Source organism: Wolbachia endosymbiont (group A) of Portevinia maculata (assembly GCF_964028525.1).
Classification (GTDB): domain Bacteria; phylum Pseudomonadota; class Alphaproteobacteria; order Rickettsiales; family Anaplasmataceae; genus Wolbachia.
This window is the reverse complement of sequence record NZ_OZ034786.1, coordinates 595,123-611,771: the sequence shown is the minus strand read 5'-3', so window position 1 is coordinate 611,771 and position 16,649 is coordinate 595,123. Positions and strand designations below refer to the sequence as shown.

Annotated in this window: 20 protein-coding genes and 1 pseudogene; 4 read left to right on the top strand and 17 right to left on the bottom strand. The window is 36.4% G+C overall.

Annotation, left to right across the window (positions count from 1 at the left end; translation table 11 throughout):
* Positions 1-197 precede the first annotated feature (197 nt).
* From ABWU36_RS03135 to hemB, 4 genes are read left to right on the top strand one after another with little or no spacing between them, the layout of a single operon-like run.
* Positions 198-410 (top strand): hypothetical protein, encoded by a 213-nt coding sequence (locus ABWU36_RS03135; protein ID WP_006015760.1) that lies wholly within the window; start codon positions 198-200, stop codon positions 408-410.
* The gene (gene nuoG / locus ABWU36_RS03130; RefSeq protein WP_353272987.1) at positions 395-2,464 is read left to right on the top strand and encodes an NADH-quinone oxidoreductase subunit NuoG; all 2,070 of its coding nucleotides are present in this window, start codon (positions 395-397) and stop codon (positions 2,462-2,464) included. Before ABWU36_RS03135 ends, nuoG begins: the two co-directional genes overlap by 16 nt.
* Positions 2,448-3,473, top strand: coding sequence for an NADH-quinone oxidoreductase subunit NuoH (gene nuoH / locus ABWU36_RS03125; RefSeq protein ID WP_264687804.1), 1,026 nt, complete (start codon positions 2,448-2,450; stop codon positions 3,471-3,473). The genes nuoG and nuoH overlap by 17 nt, the downstream gene beginning before the upstream one ends.
* On the top strand, positions 3,466-4,464 hold the full coding sequence (hemB, locus tag ABWU36_RS03120) for a porphobilinogen synthase (RefSeq protein ID WP_265016758.1): 999 nt from the start codon (positions 3,466-3,468) through the stop codon (positions 4,462-4,464). Before nuoH ends, hemB begins: the two co-directional genes overlap by 8 nt.
* Before the next feature lie 32 nt (positions 4,465-4,496).
* On the opposite strand, the gene ABWU36_RS03115 is transcribed toward hemB, so the two are convergent.
* The 17 genes and pseudogenes from ABWU36_RS03115 to ABWU36_RS03035 form a co-directional block, all read right to left on the bottom strand.
* The gene (locus tag ABWU36_RS03115) at positions 4,497-6,170 is read right to left on the bottom strand and encodes a recombinase family protein (protein WP_353272986.1); all 1,674 of its coding nucleotides are present in this window, start codon (positions 6,168-6,170) and stop codon (positions 4,497-4,499) included.
* Complete coding sequence (locus ABWU36_RS03110) at positions 6,079-6,354, bottom strand: hypothetical protein (RefSeq protein WP_017532679.1); 276 nt, start codon at positions 6,352-6,354, stop codon at positions 6,079-6,081. Before ABWU36_RS03110 ends, ABWU36_RS03115 begins: the two co-directional genes overlap by 92 nt.
* A 106-nt stretch (positions 6,355-6,460) precedes the next feature.
* A complete protein-coding gene (locus ABWU36_RS03105) occupies positions 6,461-6,922 on the bottom strand; it encodes an ankyrin repeat domain-containing protein (RefSeq protein WP_353272985.1) in 462 nt (153 codons plus the stop codon).
* Positions 6,923-6,947: 25 nt separating this feature from the next.
* Entirely contained in the window at positions 6,948-7,658 is a 711-nt protein-coding gene (locus tag ABWU36_RS03100; protein ID WP_353272984.1) for an ankyrin repeat domain-containing protein, read from the bottom strand.
* A gap of 168 nt (positions 7,659-7,826) precedes the next feature.
* On the bottom strand, positions 7,827-8,987 hold the full coding sequence (locus tag ABWU36_RS03095) for a phage tail protein (RefSeq protein WP_353272983.1): 1,161 nt from the start codon (positions 8,985-8,987) through the stop codon (positions 7,827-7,829).
* Between the two features lie 284 nt (positions 8,988-9,271).
* The gene (locus ABWU36_RS03090) at positions 9,272-10,072 is read right to left on the bottom strand and encodes a baseplate J/gp47 family protein (RefSeq protein ID WP_353272982.1); all 801 of its coding nucleotides are present in this window, start codon (positions 10,070-10,072) and stop codon (positions 9,272-9,274) included.
* Between the two features lie 2 nt (positions 10,073-10,074).
* On the bottom strand, positions 10,075-10,410 hold the full coding sequence (locus ABWU36_RS03085; RefSeq protein WP_065095147.1) for a GPW/gp25 family protein: 336 nt from the start codon (positions 10,408-10,410) through the stop codon (positions 10,075-10,077).
* A 2-nt stretch (positions 10,411-10,412) separates the two neighbouring features.
* A complete protein-coding gene (locus tag ABWU36_RS03080) occupies positions 10,413-10,667 on the bottom strand; it encodes a PAAR domain-containing protein (RefSeq protein ID WP_253303343.1) in 255 nt (84 codons plus the stop codon).
* Positions 10,668-11,132, bottom strand: coding sequence for a phage baseplate assembly protein V (locus tag ABWU36_RS03075; protein ID WP_065095149.1), 465 nt, complete (start codon positions 11,130-11,132; stop codon positions 10,668-10,670).
* The gene (locus ABWU36_RS03070; RefSeq protein WP_264687795.1) at positions 11,119-11,598 is read right to left on the bottom strand and encodes a hypothetical protein; all 480 of its coding nucleotides are present in this window, start codon (positions 11,596-11,598) and stop codon (positions 11,119-11,121) included. The genes ABWU36_RS03075 and ABWU36_RS03070 overlap by 14 nt, the downstream gene beginning before the upstream one ends.
* Before the next feature lie 9 nt (positions 11,599-11,607).
* The gene (locus ABWU36_RS03065; RefSeq protein ID WP_353272981.1) at positions 11,608-12,099 is read right to left on the bottom strand and encodes a phage tail protein; all 492 of its coding nucleotides are present in this window, start codon (positions 12,097-12,099) and stop codon (positions 11,608-11,610) included.
* A gap of 1 nt (position 12,100) precedes the next feature.
* On the bottom strand, positions 12,101-12,406 hold the full coding sequence (locus ABWU36_RS03060; RefSeq protein WP_264707177.1) for a hypothetical protein: 306 nt from the start codon (positions 12,404-12,406) through the stop codon (positions 12,101-12,103).
* A gap of 109 nt (positions 12,407-12,515) precedes the next feature.
* Positions 12,516-13,520 (bottom strand): major capsid protein, encoded by a 1,005-nt coding sequence (locus ABWU36_RS03055; RefSeq protein ID WP_264688463.1) that lies wholly within the window; start codon positions 13,518-13,520, stop codon positions 12,516-12,518.
* 37 nt (positions 13,521-13,557) lie between these two features.
* Complete coding sequence (locus ABWU36_RS03050) at positions 13,558-13,932, bottom strand: head decoration protein (protein WP_265016753.1); 375 nt, start codon at positions 13,930-13,932, stop codon at positions 13,558-13,560.
* A 67-nt stretch (positions 13,933-13,999) separates the two neighbouring features.
* On the bottom strand, positions 14,000-15,025 hold the full coding sequence (locus ABWU36_RS03045) for a S49 family peptidase (protein ID WP_265016752.1): 1,026 nt from the start codon (positions 15,023-15,025) through the stop codon (positions 14,000-14,002).
* The gene (locus ABWU36_RS03040; RefSeq protein ID WP_265016751.1) at positions 15,012-16,433 is read right to left on the bottom strand and encodes a phage portal protein; all 1,422 of its coding nucleotides are present in this window, start codon (positions 16,431-16,433) and stop codon (positions 15,012-15,014) included. Before ABWU36_RS03040 ends, ABWU36_RS03045 begins: the two co-directional genes overlap by 14 nt.
* Positions 16,434-16,649: pseudogene (locus ABWU36_RS03035) on the bottom strand (hypothetical protein). It abuts the gene before it with no gap.

Below are 16,649 nucleotides of genomic sequence, written 5' to 3'. Positions count from 1 at the left end.
TATTTTCGAGGCGCAGCAAATGAAAGTAGCTGATGCATATTTCTTTTTTTCTGGTCAAGCACTGGAATGATATCAAGGAGTAACTTTTTATTTAAACAATGATTATAATAAGAGATCTATTGAAATTTTAAAGTTATTAAATATTGACGCTATATACTTAAGTGTTAAAATAGAATGAAAAGTTTTTAGGAGTTTATATGGCAGTAGGTGGGAAAGCAAAGACAGCTAGTAAAAATAACCCTACTCAGCGTAAGAAGGCCGAGCAAAAAATGTATAAAGATAAACCGGTAAAACCTGTTAGATATATAGATCGTGACTCGCGCATGAATTATATGTCTGCTCAATATGATAACGGCAATCTGGTTGAAGATGAGGTAAGCGGCAATCCTATAAAGTGGGAAGCTGTATAATAGTTGTGGTTAAAGTTACTATTAATTCTAAGGAATGTGAAGTAGAGCATGGGCTCACTATAATTCAAGCTTGTGAAGTCGTGGGCGTTGAAATTCCACGTTTTTGCTATCATGAGCGTTTAGCAATTGCTGGTAACTGCAGAATGTGTTTGGTTGAAGTTGAGGGTGGGCCTCCAAAACCAGTAGCCTCTTGTGCAATGCCAGTTGCAGAAGGGATGGTTATTCACACTGATACCCCTAAGGTTAAAAAAGCACGTGAAGGTGTGCTTGAGTTTTTGCTAATTAACCACCCGCTTGATTGCCCAATTTGCGATCAAGGTGGTGAATGCGATTTGCAAGATATCACGATGGCTTATGGGAAAGGAACCAGCAGACTTGATGAGCATAAGAGGGCTGTGCCAAAAAAACACTTCGGACCACTGATTGAGACTGCGATGAATCGATGCATTCATTGCACTCGGTGTGTTAGATTTTTGTCTGATGTTGCAGGTACAAATGAACTTGGAGGAATCGGAAGGGGAGAAAATGTAGAGATTAGCACTTACATAAAAAGGCATATTAGTTCTGAATTATCTGGAAATATCATAGATCTCTGCCCGGTAGGGGCTTTAACTTCAAAGCCTTACTCCTTTACAGCGCGTCCATGGGAGCTATCACATTGTGAGACTATAGATGTGCTAGATGCTGTGGGAAGTAGCATTAGAGTTGATTATCGTGGCCTGGAAGTTATGCGAATATTACCAAGACTGAGCGAAGAGGTAAATGAAGAATGGATATCAGATAAAACCCGCTTTGCCTATGATGGACTAAAAGTTCAGCGTCTTGATCAACCTTATGTAAAAAAAGATGGTAAATTAGCCCCAGTTGATTGGAATGAAGCATTAACTATTGCTGCAAAGAAATTAAAGAATACAAAATCAAATAAAATAGCTGCAATTGCAGGTGATTTAGCAGATTGTGAGTCTATGCTTCTACTCAAAGAAGTGATGCAGAAGCTCGGCTCGGGGAATATAGACTGCAGGCAAGATGGTGCAAAGCTTATACCAAGTAATCGCGGATCTTATGTGTTCAATACCACTACCCAGGGTATAGAGAATGCAGATTTGTGTCTGCTTATAAATACAAATCCAAGGATAGAAGCACCGATCATTAATGTAAGATTGAGAAAGAGATATTTACAGGGCAACTTTCCTATTGCAAGTGTTGGTCCTAACATTGAATATTTGTATCATGTTGAGAAATTGGGCGATAATCCTGATATTTTGAGTGAAATAGCAAATGGAAATCATAAATTCTGTGAGCTGCTGGTAGCCGCCCAAAACCCTATGCTGATCATTGGTCAAGATGCATTAATAAGAGATGATTCTGAATCAATTCTAATTCTAGCTGGCAAAATTGCAGAAAAATTTAACATGATCAGAGATGATTGGAATGGCTTTAATGTGCTGCATAAAGCTGCAGCAAGAGTCGGTGGTCTGGACGTTGAGTTTGTTCCTGAAAAAGGTGGAAAAGACACTAATCAGATACTGGAAAATGCAGAAAGTGGTGACATAGAAGTGGTTTATCTTCTTGGTGCAGATGAAATTGATACATCAAAATTAGAAAATACATTTGTAATTTATCAAGGTCATCACGGTGATAAGGGTGCACATGTGGCAGATGTTATCTTGCCTGGTGCTGCATATACAGAAAAATATGCAACTTATGTAAACACTGAAGGTCGAGTGCAAAGAACAAATTTAGCTGTATTCCCACCTGGTGAAGCAAAAGAGGATTGGTTAATTATTAAAAATCTTTCACAATATTTAGACCTTTCTTTACCGTATGATAGTTTATTTGATGTGAGAAAAAAATTAGATACTATCGGTCCACAGTTTAGAAATGCCGATCAAGTGGTAAAAAACACATGGGTGCCAATTAGCAATGATGGGATAAGCTTAAGTAATACACCTTTCACTTTAAAGGAGTGTAATTTTTATATGACGGATTCAATAAGTCGCGCTTCAAAAATAATGGCAGATTGTACTAAAGCTTTTTATGAACACGCTAGTTAATATTTTATTTATTTTAGTACCGCTACTACTTTCAGTTGCGTACTTGGTATACTTTGAGCGTAAGGTTATTGGTGCAATTCAACTGAGACACGGCCCAAGTGTAGTTGGACCTTTTGGGCTATTGCAGCCATTTGCAGATGCTATTAAGCTACTGATTAAAGAGCCGATAATACCATTTAGAGCGAGCACCATACTGTTCATTATGGCTCCAATGCTTACCTTTATCTTGGCATTAATTGCCTGGGCAGTTATACCGTTTGGTGCTGAAGTAATTGTAGAAAATGGCCAGCAAGTAGTGATTCCTAAGGTTATAGCAAATATTAATGTTGGAGTGCTTTATGTGCTAGCTATATCGTCGCTGGGAGTATACGGCGTAATTATTGCAGGCTGGTCAAGCAATTCTAATTATGCATTTCTTGGCGCTATACGGTCGGCTGCTCAGATGATTTCATATGAAGTTTCAATAGGCTTAATAGTTGCTACAGTTGTTGTTACAACTGGTACGTTGAACCTTGGAGAGATGGTGGTAGCGAAACACAACATGCCATTTTGGGTTGATTTGCTACTAATGCCTATAGGAATAATATTTTTTATTTCTTTGCTTGCAGAAACTAATCGTCACCCATTTGATTTACCAGAAGCTGAAGCAGAGCTTGTCTCTGGATATAACGTTGAATATTCATCCATGCCTTTTGCCCTCTTTTTTCTTGGAGAATATGCAAATATGATTCTAGCAAGTGCTATGATGACGATATTCTTTCTAGGAGGATGGTATCCGCCGCTGGAGTTCAGTTTACTTTACAAAATTCCAGGTTTGATTTGGTTCGTTTTGAAGATAGTTATACTTTTGTTCGTATTTATTTGGATTAGAGCAACAATACCTCGTTATCGATATGATCAGCTAATGCGTCTTGGTTGGAAAGTGTTTCTGCCAATATCGGTGCTTTGGGTGGTACTCATTTCAGGAGTGTTGCTCTTTACTGGGAATTTACCTGGGTCCAATGTTTAATTTTCCAAATACAAGATTAAGGCGCAGGCGCTCGAGCAAATGGGTTCGCAATTTAACAAGTGAAAATAGTCTATCAGTAAATGATCTGGTTCTTCCTCTGTTTGTTCACGACAGAAAAGAAACAACTGAACCAATTTCTGGCTTACCAGGCGTAAAGTGTTATTCAATAGATGGATTAGTGTCTATAGTTAAGGAAGCTAAAGATTTAGGAATTAATGCTGTTGCAATTTTTCCTGTAGTTGATAGTAAACTAAAATCTGAAAACGCTGAGGGAGCATATAATTCTGACAACTTAATCTGCAAAGCAATCCGTGCTGTAAAATTAAAGGTACCTGAAATTGGTATTATTGCAGACGTTGCACTGGATCCATACACTATTCATGGCCATGACGGCATTTTAAAAGATAATCAGATGGATGTAGAAAACGATGAAACTATATCAGTACTGTGTAAGCAAGCACTTGCTTTAGCGAAGGCAGGATGTGATATAGTTGCTCCTTCTGATATGATGGATGGTAGAATAGGAAGAATCAGAAAATCATTAGATGATAATAACTTTCAAGACGTATTAATATTATCTTATGCGGTGAAATATTGCTCTAGCTTCTATGCTCCATTCAGGCAAGTCGTTGGTTCATGTGGGCTATCACATTCTATAGACAAAAGTGGTTATCAAATGGATTATAAAAATGCGCACGAAGCAATGTGCGAAATTGAAATGGATATAAATGAAGGTGCAGATTTTATTATGATTAAACCAGGTATGCCATATTTGGATATTATCAAAACAGCAAGTGATAAGTTTAATTTTCCGATTTTTGCTTACCAAGTAAGCGGTGAGTACGCAATGATAAAAGCTGCTGCAAATAATGGCTGGCTAGATTATGACAAGGTGATTTATGAATCTTTGATTGGTTTCAAACGTGCGGGTGCAAGTGCAATATTCACTTACGCTGCACTTGATGTTGCAAAAAATTTGGTATCCGTTTAGCAGTGTGGCTAAAAGGCACGTCTGTGCAAACATTATGATTTAGAAAAATCCAAGTAGCATGAAAATGCAAAACCTACTTGACAAACTCCGCCAGCCCCCTTATCATGAAGTCCAGTACAATGTTGCAAATTAAAAATCTCTCCATCCTGTGCTGGTTCTTCGATTCTAAACGCCACTTCTACCTGGTCATAACCAATCTGAATTCGTTCTACTAATGCTTTAATGATGCCACGCTTAGTTTGCCAATCTAGCTGTTCCAAATTAGATTTTACACTGGAATAAAGACTCTTTATACTGTTGATGATAAGGTTCATTCCCTTCTCTATTGCTTTTTGATCAACTACCTTTTTCTTCTCTTCTTCTATCCCTCTTAAGCGTTCCCTCATTCTTTTCATCGTCTGTTTAAATTCTTCCTCACTTATATATCCTTTATCTCCTACATTTTCTTGACTATAATAGTCTTCCATTAACTTTTCGATGCCTTGTTTTATTTGATTTTCCCTTCTTGCAAGCTTCTTATCTGATGATTCATCATTTTTATTTTCTGCAATTCTACGGTGATACTCATTTTTTATTATCTCTGGGTTTTTTAGTAAATTTTTCACCTTTTCCCATATAGCTGTTTCTAACATATCTGTACGGACCAATTTATTAGTACACTTCTCCCTACCATCAGTAATACGTATAGTACTACTACAGCGATAATAGCTAAACTTTTTTCCCTCAACTCCACATTGTGCACCACTATACGCATATCCACAGTTTTGACACACAACTAGACCTTGTAATAGATATTTCTTTTTTCCTCCCTCTCTCTGCATCCTTGCTCTTTTTCTATTTTCATCCAGTTGCTTTTGTACTTTATTAAATAACCCTTCATCAACTATTTTTGGTACTGGTATATAAATCCAGCTGTCCTCATCTGTGCGACAGATAGAAACCTTTTGTTTATTTCTTTCTCTTTTTTCAACCCTCTTTAATTTACCAAACGCTGCTTGTCCTTTATATGCTGGATTTCTTAACACCTTCCAAATTATTATTGGACACCACACCTTCTTTCCAGTTCTTGTTCTAATTGACTTATCTCTTAGTCTACGTATCACTTCCCTTATACTTATTCTCTCTTGCCCTACCCACATGAATATCTGCTTTACTATTTTTGCTTCCTCTTCATTTATTTCAAACTTTGTCTTTTCTCTATCTACATGCTTTATACGATTATAACCAAAAGGTGCAATGCCAATTACACTTACACAGCCTTTTTTTGCTCTATGGAGTTTTCCCCTACGACTACGTTCCATAATCTTTGTACACTCATATTCTGCCACTAATCCTTGCATTCCCAATAACAATTTAGACTCTGGATTATTTTCAGTCTTATGATTTAAGAATATTACTTCTACTCCTGCTTTTTCAAATTCATCAAGTAATATCATTTGATGTGCAGATTTTCTTGATAGTCGGTCAGGTGAATGAATATAAATTTTATCAATTTGATCTTCTCCTACTTTATCACGTAATGCATCTAAACCTTCACGTTCTAAACTCCACCCACTAAGCCCATCATCCTTAAATTCATACTCATTCAATAACTCATGCTTATCTGCAGCAATTCTATGCTTGAGCTCGGCAATTTGACTCTCTATTGTATTGTTCTGCGCTTGACTCTTCGATGAAACTCTTGCATATAAGGCCACTGTTATCATTTTTCTTTATCTCCTTTTCATTGTTTCTTTTTACCGCATACCTTAGTAACAGCTCATAGGCGTCTGCTAGATGTTGTTCCGCTAATTCATCTGGCTCGTATCGGCAAGTTAATGTTCTTTTTCTCATAGTTTCTCCTGCAAATGTTTTTGTAGTGCAAGGAGCCTTACCACTCCTTTTTTCCATCAATCCATTTACTCTTATGAAAAAGACCAACTTTTATCAGCTACAGCCTTCAAATTTGGTCTAGCCCTTCCTTTACCAACTGCTGTTACGCTTTCTGATACGACTCTTATTTTTTTAACAAACTTTCCATTTTCTCTGTTTCTTTCTTTAATACCTCGGCTATTTCTTTGCTATTTTTCGCATAATCCATCGCTGTTATTCCAAATTTATCTGCTTGCTCTATTTCAGCCCCTGCTTTTACTAGCTCCTCCACTATTTCTTTTTCTCCTACCATACATGCAAGATGCAGCGGAGTGCATTTATTGCCATACTCTTCAGCATTTACATTCCCTCCTGATTTTATCAATTCTCTAACTGTTTCTAGACGTTTCTCCGTTATCGCTAGATGCAGTGCTGTATGTCCTCTTACATCTGCTGCATTCACATCTACTCCTTTTTCGATTAATAACCTCACTGTTTTTACCTCTACTGCATAATGTGGAGCTGTTCTTCCTTTTTCGTCTCTTTCATAAATATTTTTAAACGAGTTCTCTAATAGTGACTCCTCTTTTTTACCCAGCTTTACCATAACTTACCCCACCTTTTCTTTAAACCTAAGCCTTCCTTTTTACCACCTCATCTATCATTGCATTCACTTGGCTGATTATCTTGCTTGCTAAATTTTGACATTCTTTCTTTATTAGCGATTTGTCTCTCCTCCTTATTTCTCCTATCTCTATTATTTTTAGCTCCGGCATGTAGCTTCCATTCAACATGTCTGCTATTTCTCCCACTAGCCCCTCTATTCCATAGCACGTCAGTTCTCTACTTTTTGTTATTCCTCCTTTTTCTCTCAAAAATTTACTCGCCTTTTCACTCTCTTTGCTATCACATAGACGATACTTTTCACTTTCCCAGATATAGTACATTGGTGTTGCACCGTACTTATTCAGTTGATTAACTTCAGCTCCGGCCTTTACCAGCTCTTTTATTATTTCAACTCCTGCTCCTCCTATTTTGCACGCAGAGTGGAGTGGCGTACATCCAGTGACATATTGAGTGGCATTTACTTCCGCTCCTTCCCTTAGCAGCACTTTTACATTTTCTAAACTCTTTGCGAATACTGCACAGTGTAGAGGTGTATAACCATTTTTATCTCTTGCATTTACCTCTGCTCCTTTTTTTATTAATAATCTCACTGTTTTGTAATCAGAGATTTCTACTGCTTGATGCAAGATCGTCTCTCCTTCTTCATTTCTTTTATTAATGTTTTTAAACCCGTTACTTGATACTTCTTTAAAAAACTTACTCTTGCTAAAACTCATTTCATACCTCACAAAATTAGCTTTTCTAGCGCCAGACAAATTTCTTATATTTACCTGCCGCTATTCAAGTCATGTCCGTTTTAGCATAAGAAAGCAAGTCTTTTTCTTTTTATTTCATACACTTTTACCTATTATTAATATAATATATGAGGATCTAAATATAAGTACTTAGCTTATTATAGATATAACTTGACTATTTTTCCAACTTCTGTGCAAATGTCGATGTTCATGCCACTTCAGTACTCCCGGGTAAAATACTAAAATGTGCTTTTCTAATTCGTGTATTGAGTCTTTTTGCTCTAAATCATTTTTATAGTAAACGTTGTGTTCTGCTAAAACATATTTTCTGACCTTCTGATCTGTATAATTTTCTACTTTATAGTTGTGAGTAACGCTAAATCTTTCTAAAATTGGCTTGTGTTTTAAATTCCAATATTGCCCTGAAAGTTTATCGCTTCCCAATACAAATTTATTTCCTCTTTCTTCTACGCTACTAACTGGAAAGCACGTATTTATGTCTCCTAAATCCCAACTGTCTGATAATACTATCTGCGCTTTTGCAAATTTAATCGATGGTAATAAACTCTGTGGTAATGGATATAGTGCTTTTAAGTTGTACCACAAATGATCTCTTTCATAGATGCCTTTATAATCCCTTGTGTGAGGCTCGGTTTCTCCAAGGATTGCTACATCTAGGCGATATATATCATTGCTTAAAGCTCGTTCATAATGATCGCGTAGATAGTTTTCTATAATCCTAATAACTGGACCACTAGACCTGAAAAAATTTACTCTTCCAAATGATAACACTGGTCCATCTTTTTCTATTTTTACCCCTGAATAATCAGAAAGAAGATCTCCAAATAAACTCTCATCCAATATAAATCTCTGCACATTATAATAATCGTTAAAAATCCTCATCAATCTGGATCTTACAGGCAGTGATAGTTTTGCCAGCTCTACTACTGCATCTACGAAGAAGTCATTTGGTACCTCTTTTATCCCTACTTGCAACTCAAAAAAGTGTTTACCGGGTGGTTCTTCGATGATTGTAATGTCTTCTATATTTGCCCACTTGAGTGCTATTTTAAGTGATTTAGGTGTTCCTCGCAGTCTTTGAAATTTTACTCCTTCTACTACTGCTTTTCTTCTATCTTTTACCCAGCGTAGTATTTCTTCTAAACCATATTCTTCTATTATCCACGGCAATGTTTCTTCTTCCAATCTAAATTTAAACCCTCTTATGCAACTTGGATTAACTTTATAGTCGATTGTTTCTACTAGCGCTTTTTCTTGCTTTGTTGCGTTTGGCGGTAATAAACTTTTCATTTGTCTTTTCTTTCAAGTTGCTTTAATTTCCTTTATTTAGGTAGCTTATGAGTAAGCAAGAGATCATTGCAGAACTGATAAAAAACAAAGATATTCTCGGTATTAAAAATACTTTCTTTGATATTTGACTATATTGTTAATACCTTAAAAAATAAGTTGCAACAGCTAGGAGAAGGAGAATCTTTTCGTCTGCATAACATTGGTCATTTTTTCCAGTAAACCTTAAACCACTTATTGCACGTAATCCTCTCACTGGTATGATTCCACAAAGCAAAAAATACGTTTTAAATCCTATCTAACTTGACGTAGCTAAGCACCGCACACTCATTCCCCAGTACCACAACATCCTCTTTTGGTTCTATTAATTCTACATTCTCTACACCCTCTACAAACAAATTTGCTATTATCCAAGATCTTGTAACATTCCATCCCAGCCTTCTATTTGCTTCAAACTTCTTAATGAACTGCTTCTTGATTTCCTCCTTCGATATTACAGGACTTATGCTCATTCTGCTGTGAATATCTATTTCCGTAATATTGCAACCAATTACTGTTACTGTATCGGTTAAAACCCTTATATCATCTCTAGTAACCTGCTTTTTTACAATTTCTAGTAGCTCTTCTGACACTATGCCAGTTGTGGATAATTGTGTTGATAAGATTGAAATTTGTACTTTTCCTGGTATAGGTGATTCTACTAATGCATCTTTTACTCTACTATCTGCCGACAGTGCATGATACCTATAATACTCCTTGCTTCCACACGTGCTTGAGCCTACTATCTTTGCTTTAATTCTTTTTCTAAATCGTTCATCATCTTCTTCTTTTTGCCTCTCCACTCCATAAAACTCAGCTAAATTATCAAGATCTTCTCCCGTTGCAAATTTTAGTAAATTACCCTTTACAGCTTCGTTTATCCTTTGTCTGAGTAACAACTCTCTCCATGCTGCTACTTCTAATACCTTCATTGCTGGATCCGATTCTACTAATCCTGAAAAGGTTTCATCTCTACGGACTAACTCTTCTTTCATTCTCGAAAAGATTTCTTCATAACTCAGCTTTTCTACAATATTTAGCTGCTTCATCTTTAAACTACAATTTCATCAAAATGAATGTTTTTCCCGCTTGGTAAGTATAATCCTTCTAGATCAAGCGTTACTTTTCCTTCTTTCACCTCTGTCATTTTTACTTTTTCTAGCTTAAATCTTTCCTCCCACCTTTGTAGAGCTTCTGCTACTGCTGAATAGATTTCCAAAGTTAAATCTCTATTTATTGGCTTATCTACTAATTCAAATAGTCTTGACCCATAATCTCTCCTCATTATTCTACTGTTAATAGGAGTGGTCAGTATATCAATTATTGATTGTTTCAGATGTTCTATTCCTTCTAATTCTTTTCCTGTTTTGGAGTCCATCCCTTTCATTTTTAGCCTGCAAACACGTTTTCACTGCCTTTTATTACTTTAAACCCACATGAAACTATATCTCCTACTCTTCCTATACCAAGACCATTTGAAAAAACTGTTTTTGATCCTTCAGTTAATGCTCTTCCTTCACTAAAACTGTCTCCTTGTCTGCACATTGGCTTACCATTTACAAAAACATTGTTACTCCCACTAATGCAAAAATGCGGTGTTACTTCTACACAATAATCTCCTACTCGTACAACCGATTTATTCATTTAATTAAGGTTTATTCTATCTGCTTTCAGTTTTATTTCGCTCTTCGTCATCTCTATGCTCGATTCCCCAGCTTTCAGTGTTATTTTGTCTACTACTTCAATCTCTAAATGATGCTTCTCTTTATCATATAATAATCTTGTTCCATCCTGAAACTTCACACTATTTATTTCTTTTTTATTCTCTGGTGCAGAGTATTTTTCCTGATATATTCCTCCTAATACCACTCCTAATGATAGTTCACCAAGAGGAGAAAATACCATTACTTGTTCATCGATATCTGGAGGAGACCAATCTCTATCTTTTCCTGCTTTGCTTGTTATCCATGGCAGATAATCTGTTACAATATCTCCTATTTTCACTCTTACTTTTGCTTTTTCATAATCTACTTCTTTCACCAATCCAATACGGATAATATTCGCTAATTTTCTATTTAGCTCTGAAATTGCAAAACTATGGTCTAACATGCACTTCACCTATCTCAATAACATGTGGCATTATGCCAGTTGACCATACTGATTTACCCACGCGTACCTCATGAAACCATTCAACTAGCCACACAAGATAAGCATCCAATTCTGGCCTAAATCCGTCAATTTCTGCAGATATAAATTCACCTGGTGAAATATTTTTCATATTCCAAGTATTCTTATTTACTACTCTCGCAACCTCAGCAGCTAATGTTCTAACAACTACCGAGGAATCCTCTACTGTTCCATCAACTACAATCCTCGCCTCAAATCTTGCTTTCAGCGCTAATTCTTCTGTTCCTGGATCATGTCCTTTTTCAAAGCCACTAAGTTCCACAAATACCGCTGGCGCTAATAATTCTTTTCTTATTGCTGGATAAATTTCACATGTCTGTATAGCCGGTATTTCTTCCTTCAGTGTGCTGCAAATTGCTTGATGTAAATCTTTCCAGAACTTTGTCATGCATATAATTTAACTCATGTAATGTATAAAATATTTTTCAAATACCTTTTCAACTTCATAATTAACAAGATTCCCTATTATCCTTGAAGCCTCAGGTTTCAGTGGCAACTTAACTTCCTTTATTGGCAATGCTGCCCTTCCTTCACGTTTAAAAATACCGCTATTTCCTTTTGGCATAACTGCTGCAAATCCTCCTATAAACTCATGCTTTCCTACTTTCGATCCTCTTCTTGTTTTTTGTATTTTGCCAATTGTCGATGCTCTAATGTCATAGAGATTTGCTCTAATTAACACTTCTAATCTGCTAGTTTTCGCCTTAAAAATTCTTAATCTCTTTCTTATCAAACTTAATTTTACCTTCTTTTCCTCACTGATTTCCTTAGCTGCTTGCGCTTTTAACCATAGTGCTGTTTTGTTTAATGCTCTCACTATTGCTAATTCTATTTTTTTTCTTTTAGCATTTACACTTTCTATTACCTCAACTTCTATATGCACAGACATTTTACACCCCAGATGCTTCGATTCTCCAGATCATTCCAGACTTATCCCTAAGTGGTGGCGTGTGTATTTTGTATCTTCGATCACCTATAACAAAAACATCTCCTACTATTGGCTTTAACACATCAAACGCACTTACTTCTAACGCTAAAGTTTCTCCTACAAATTGTCCTTCACCAATCTCGTATAATTTATCTGGCTGTTGCTTTAATACCTGTACCATATATGACTTATCCTTTGATTTATACAAAGCCACTTCTCCTAAATGGGCAAAACAATCTTTAAATAATCTCTTTATATTTTCCTGCATACCATTTTTTCTAAAAGTCTTTACATATTATTTTAAACATATTGCATATCTTATATTTTTATGGTATATTTTAAAGGTCATAAATAGAGTTTTCTATGTGGGGACCCTACTATGTTGTTACTATTTTCGCTAAAACGGCCGGACGATGGCACATTGGCAGAGGATTTGACTGCGTATGCAAATCAGTTCCTCTATCAAATCTTCTTGGCTCTTGTTTTGCATAGAGTGGCTGTCCAAGAGTATTTACTGTCTCATTAAAGTCTGCTGGTGCAAAATATGTTGTAAATGTACTTGCTGTTCCTACTGGAAAACAGTGTCCTGTATCTCTTTCTATAAATCTTCTCACCGTTCCTTCAGGGTCAGTTGCTTGTCCTCTATATTCCTCAAACATTATACCACAGAACGCAAATCCTGACCTCATATCATTTCTTAGCGCCGCACCTTCTTGCCATCTTTCATATGCTTCTTTTACTTTTGCATGAGAAGTTAGTGCATCAAAAAACTCAGGGCTTACCAAGGCATGAATTCCGGTCATATATTCACCACTTAGATTATCTTCTATATGCCGGAGTACTTCCAGACACTTACGCTTGACATCTGTTGTTGCTGTTCCCAGTGCAAAATTTACTACTTTTGGTGTTATTTCAAATTCGTTGTACAAATTTAATAATTCTGACCCATCAGCATCTAAAATTATTCCTTTCAGCGCTCCCATTCTCAAATGCTCCAACGTTATTGCATGTTTGTTTCTCATTAGCTGCAAATGATCCGTTACTACATCTGCCAGCGCTTTAAGTTCACTCTCTGATCCAAATGCCCTTATTCCCTGTACTTCCTCTGGTAACACTACATCATCATGTGGAATATGTGGAATCGTAAACGTTCTTACCTTTCTTTTTCCTCTTTTTCCTACTGTTGCTGGTGCTCCGGGTACTTGTGTTGGCAATAGGCTTAAAACTCCATTATGTTCTTCTATGGTAATATGTCTAAACCTTACTGATCTACTTGGAAATAAATTTAAATTTTCAACACGTCCATAATTTACCGGCAATATATTCATCGCATTTGTTAGTGCCGTCATGCTAAATGCTGTATTTGTAAATGGATTTTGCATTTTTTCTTTTCCCCCTTTTGTGTTTTTAATAGCTTTTTTAAGCTCCCTTGCGGATAATGATCCCTCGTCCTTCAAGTTGCTTTATTGCTGCAGTTTTCTGCTCTTCAGTGATATTTGCTGGCCACACAACTGCATGATCTGCTAGCATTGCACTGCGAGTAATAATTACTCCTTTCATATCAGAATCTTTGCTATGTATATCGGTTGTAATTACTCCTACTGCTGTTTGTGTGCCGTCTGTTCCAGTGGGGTTCAGCACTCTAATAAAACCATCATCTGTCTTCTTGGCAACTACTGTACCAAGTTTAATATTTTGACCTTTCGCTACAGTTATTTGGTCTCTTGAATATAGACTTGATGCCTCATACTTTAATAAGTCACCTAGATTATTTTGTTCGCTTATACAACTCATAAATTTCTCTCCTTAACTTCTTACCGCCGCTTTTATCAATGCTATATACGGCGGTTATAAAAATACTTTAACTCCTACGACTTCTTGCTACCTGTATCATTAAATCTTCTCCTGAATTCTGTGGTATTGCACTCAGTATTTCTGTCTTCTTCGTTCGCTCTGCTAGCAGTTCCATTAAAACTTCCCTGGCTTGTTCAACACTTACGCTTTGCTCAATAAATTCTCCTATCTTTTCTGGCATCTTTGACATATTACATAATCTTATTATCTCTAAAATTTCTCTACGACAGTTTTCGTAGCCTTCATCAGTTAACTCATTAGTTGTCATACTAACACTCCTATGATTATTGATAAATTCAAAAAATGTTGTAACTCCATCTGCAACACCTATTTCTACTGCTTTCTCGCCAAAATATAGACCTGCTTCTGTTGATCGAATCTTTTCAATTGAAAGACCTCTGTTCCTTGCTATTAGCTGCAAAAACATTTCATATAGTCGGTCTACTTCTTTTTGTAAGCTTCCCAGACTTTCAGACGTCATTGGCTCATGTGGGTTTAAATCATTCTTTCGACTACCAGCAAAGATTGTGGTATACTTAATACCTTGCCTTTCATCAAACCTACTTTGATCTATGTGACTTGCTATTACTCCAATACTTCCTACTCCTGAAGTTCTACTCACAAATACCTTTTCAGCGCTAGAGGCTATAGCGTACGCAGCAGAATATGCATCATCATTTGCTATTGCAATAATTCTCTTTTTTGTTCTTGATTCATAAATAAAATCAGCTAGGTCAAAGACACCGTTTACTTCCCCTCCTGGACTGTCTATGTCAAGTAGAATCGTCTCTATGCTTTTATCTTCTAAAGCGCTCTCTATCTCTTCATGAATATTTTCATACGAAGTCATATCTAAAATATGATCAAAAGCTTCTGTTTTTTTTGTCAAAACTCCATAAATACGTATTATTGCTATTCCTTTTGGGTTTATATGAAAATGCTTTAAGTTCTTAAAGATAGGTTGTTTGCTGTTATATAATGATAGTAGTTCAAAGCTTCTTCTCTCTACCATTACTGGTTTATTTATCCACACCACTTCCTCCCCTTTTATGATTAACATCAGAATCGAAACAAAGTCCAAAAGAATTAGCTCGCTTTTGATCTTCTGCTATTTCTTGGTCAATTTCTTCTACATCGTAACCCATTTCTGATACTACTTCTGCTCGACTTTTGAAGCCATTCCTTACTGCCATTTGCTGTGCTTGCTGATCTTTCAGTGGATCCACCCAATCAAATCCCTGTGGTATCCATTTTACATCTTTAAATACTTGATTATCTGTTGTAGAAAGCTCTCCAGATAAAGTGGCAAGTTCTAGCCATCTACTCCATACTGGTCTGCAAAATTGGAATACCATAATGTTATGTTGCAGCATAGCGCATCTACGACGAAACTCTATTAATCCTGCTCTGATTGATGAATAATTAACACCGGTTAAATCTCCTGTTAGTTGCTCATATGTTATTCCTGTGCCTATTGCTATTGCCCTCAGTTGCTGTCTCATGAATGCTTCATAACTTCCTCCAACATCTGATGGCTCTGAAAATTTTATGTCCTCTCCTGGGTCTAAAAGCTGCATTGTTCCTGGCTCTAAACCTGATAGTGCTACTCCTTGCTCATTACTTTCACCTTCTCCTAAAATATTTGCTTCAGGATCGAGCCTTGTAATAAACCCTGCAAACATCGCTGCTGTCTTTTTTCTCACTAATTCTGCATCATCATATTGATCAAGTTCATAGAGCTTTAGCAGTATACTCGAAAGCCATGGCTCTCCTCTAATTTGCCCAGGTCTCAGTGGTTTATAGATATGTAAAACATCGTTTGCTGGTACTCTCACTGATTCGCCAAATGACCCTTCTCCTGGATGTTCTCTAAATAAGTAATATGCTTCTCTTTGCCCAAGCCTGTTAAACTCAATCCCGTTTCTTATTACATTACCATTTCTTAAAGTTTGATTTGTTTTATTATCTAAATGTTCAGACTCAAGTACTTGCAGTTGTAATGGTACAGAAAATCTATCTTCCAGCTTTCTCGTTCTTAAACGTACAAAACATTCTCCTCCCTCTATCATACTTCTGCATACTAGAGCTTGTAATCCATAAAAATCACTTACTCCGTTACTGTCTGCTTCATCTGTCCATTTTAGCCATAATTCTTGCACCTTCTTTCGAAATTCTCCATCTCTTGCTTTTGATTGTGGTTTTATTCCTGTTCCAATAGAGTTACTTACTATTGTATCAATGATATTTGCTGCATATGGATTTTTTCTCACCATATCACGTGATCTACTACGTAAAGTTTCAAGGCTTTGAGACAGCAAATTGTTTATACTTCCTAACTCTGGTTGAAAGTGAAAAAATCTTCTCCCTAAGCCTGCTGCATCCCAAGCAGAACTTTTGATTTTTGGCTTGTAGAATAATTGTTTGAAGGTTTTTAGTAGCATTTATAAAATTCCTTTACTTGTTGAAAAAATAATCTTTCTTTTGGCTACGGTTTTCAGTTCAGCTTTAATACGTTGTCTTAAGCTCAGTAGATCCTTTATCTGAACTTCAGCATATCTCACAACATGGTCACCATATGCAATTGATACTACTCGCTCTCCGTTTTACAGCTTCTTTATCGCTTCTTCGACTTGACTTAAATATTCTTGATTGTACAT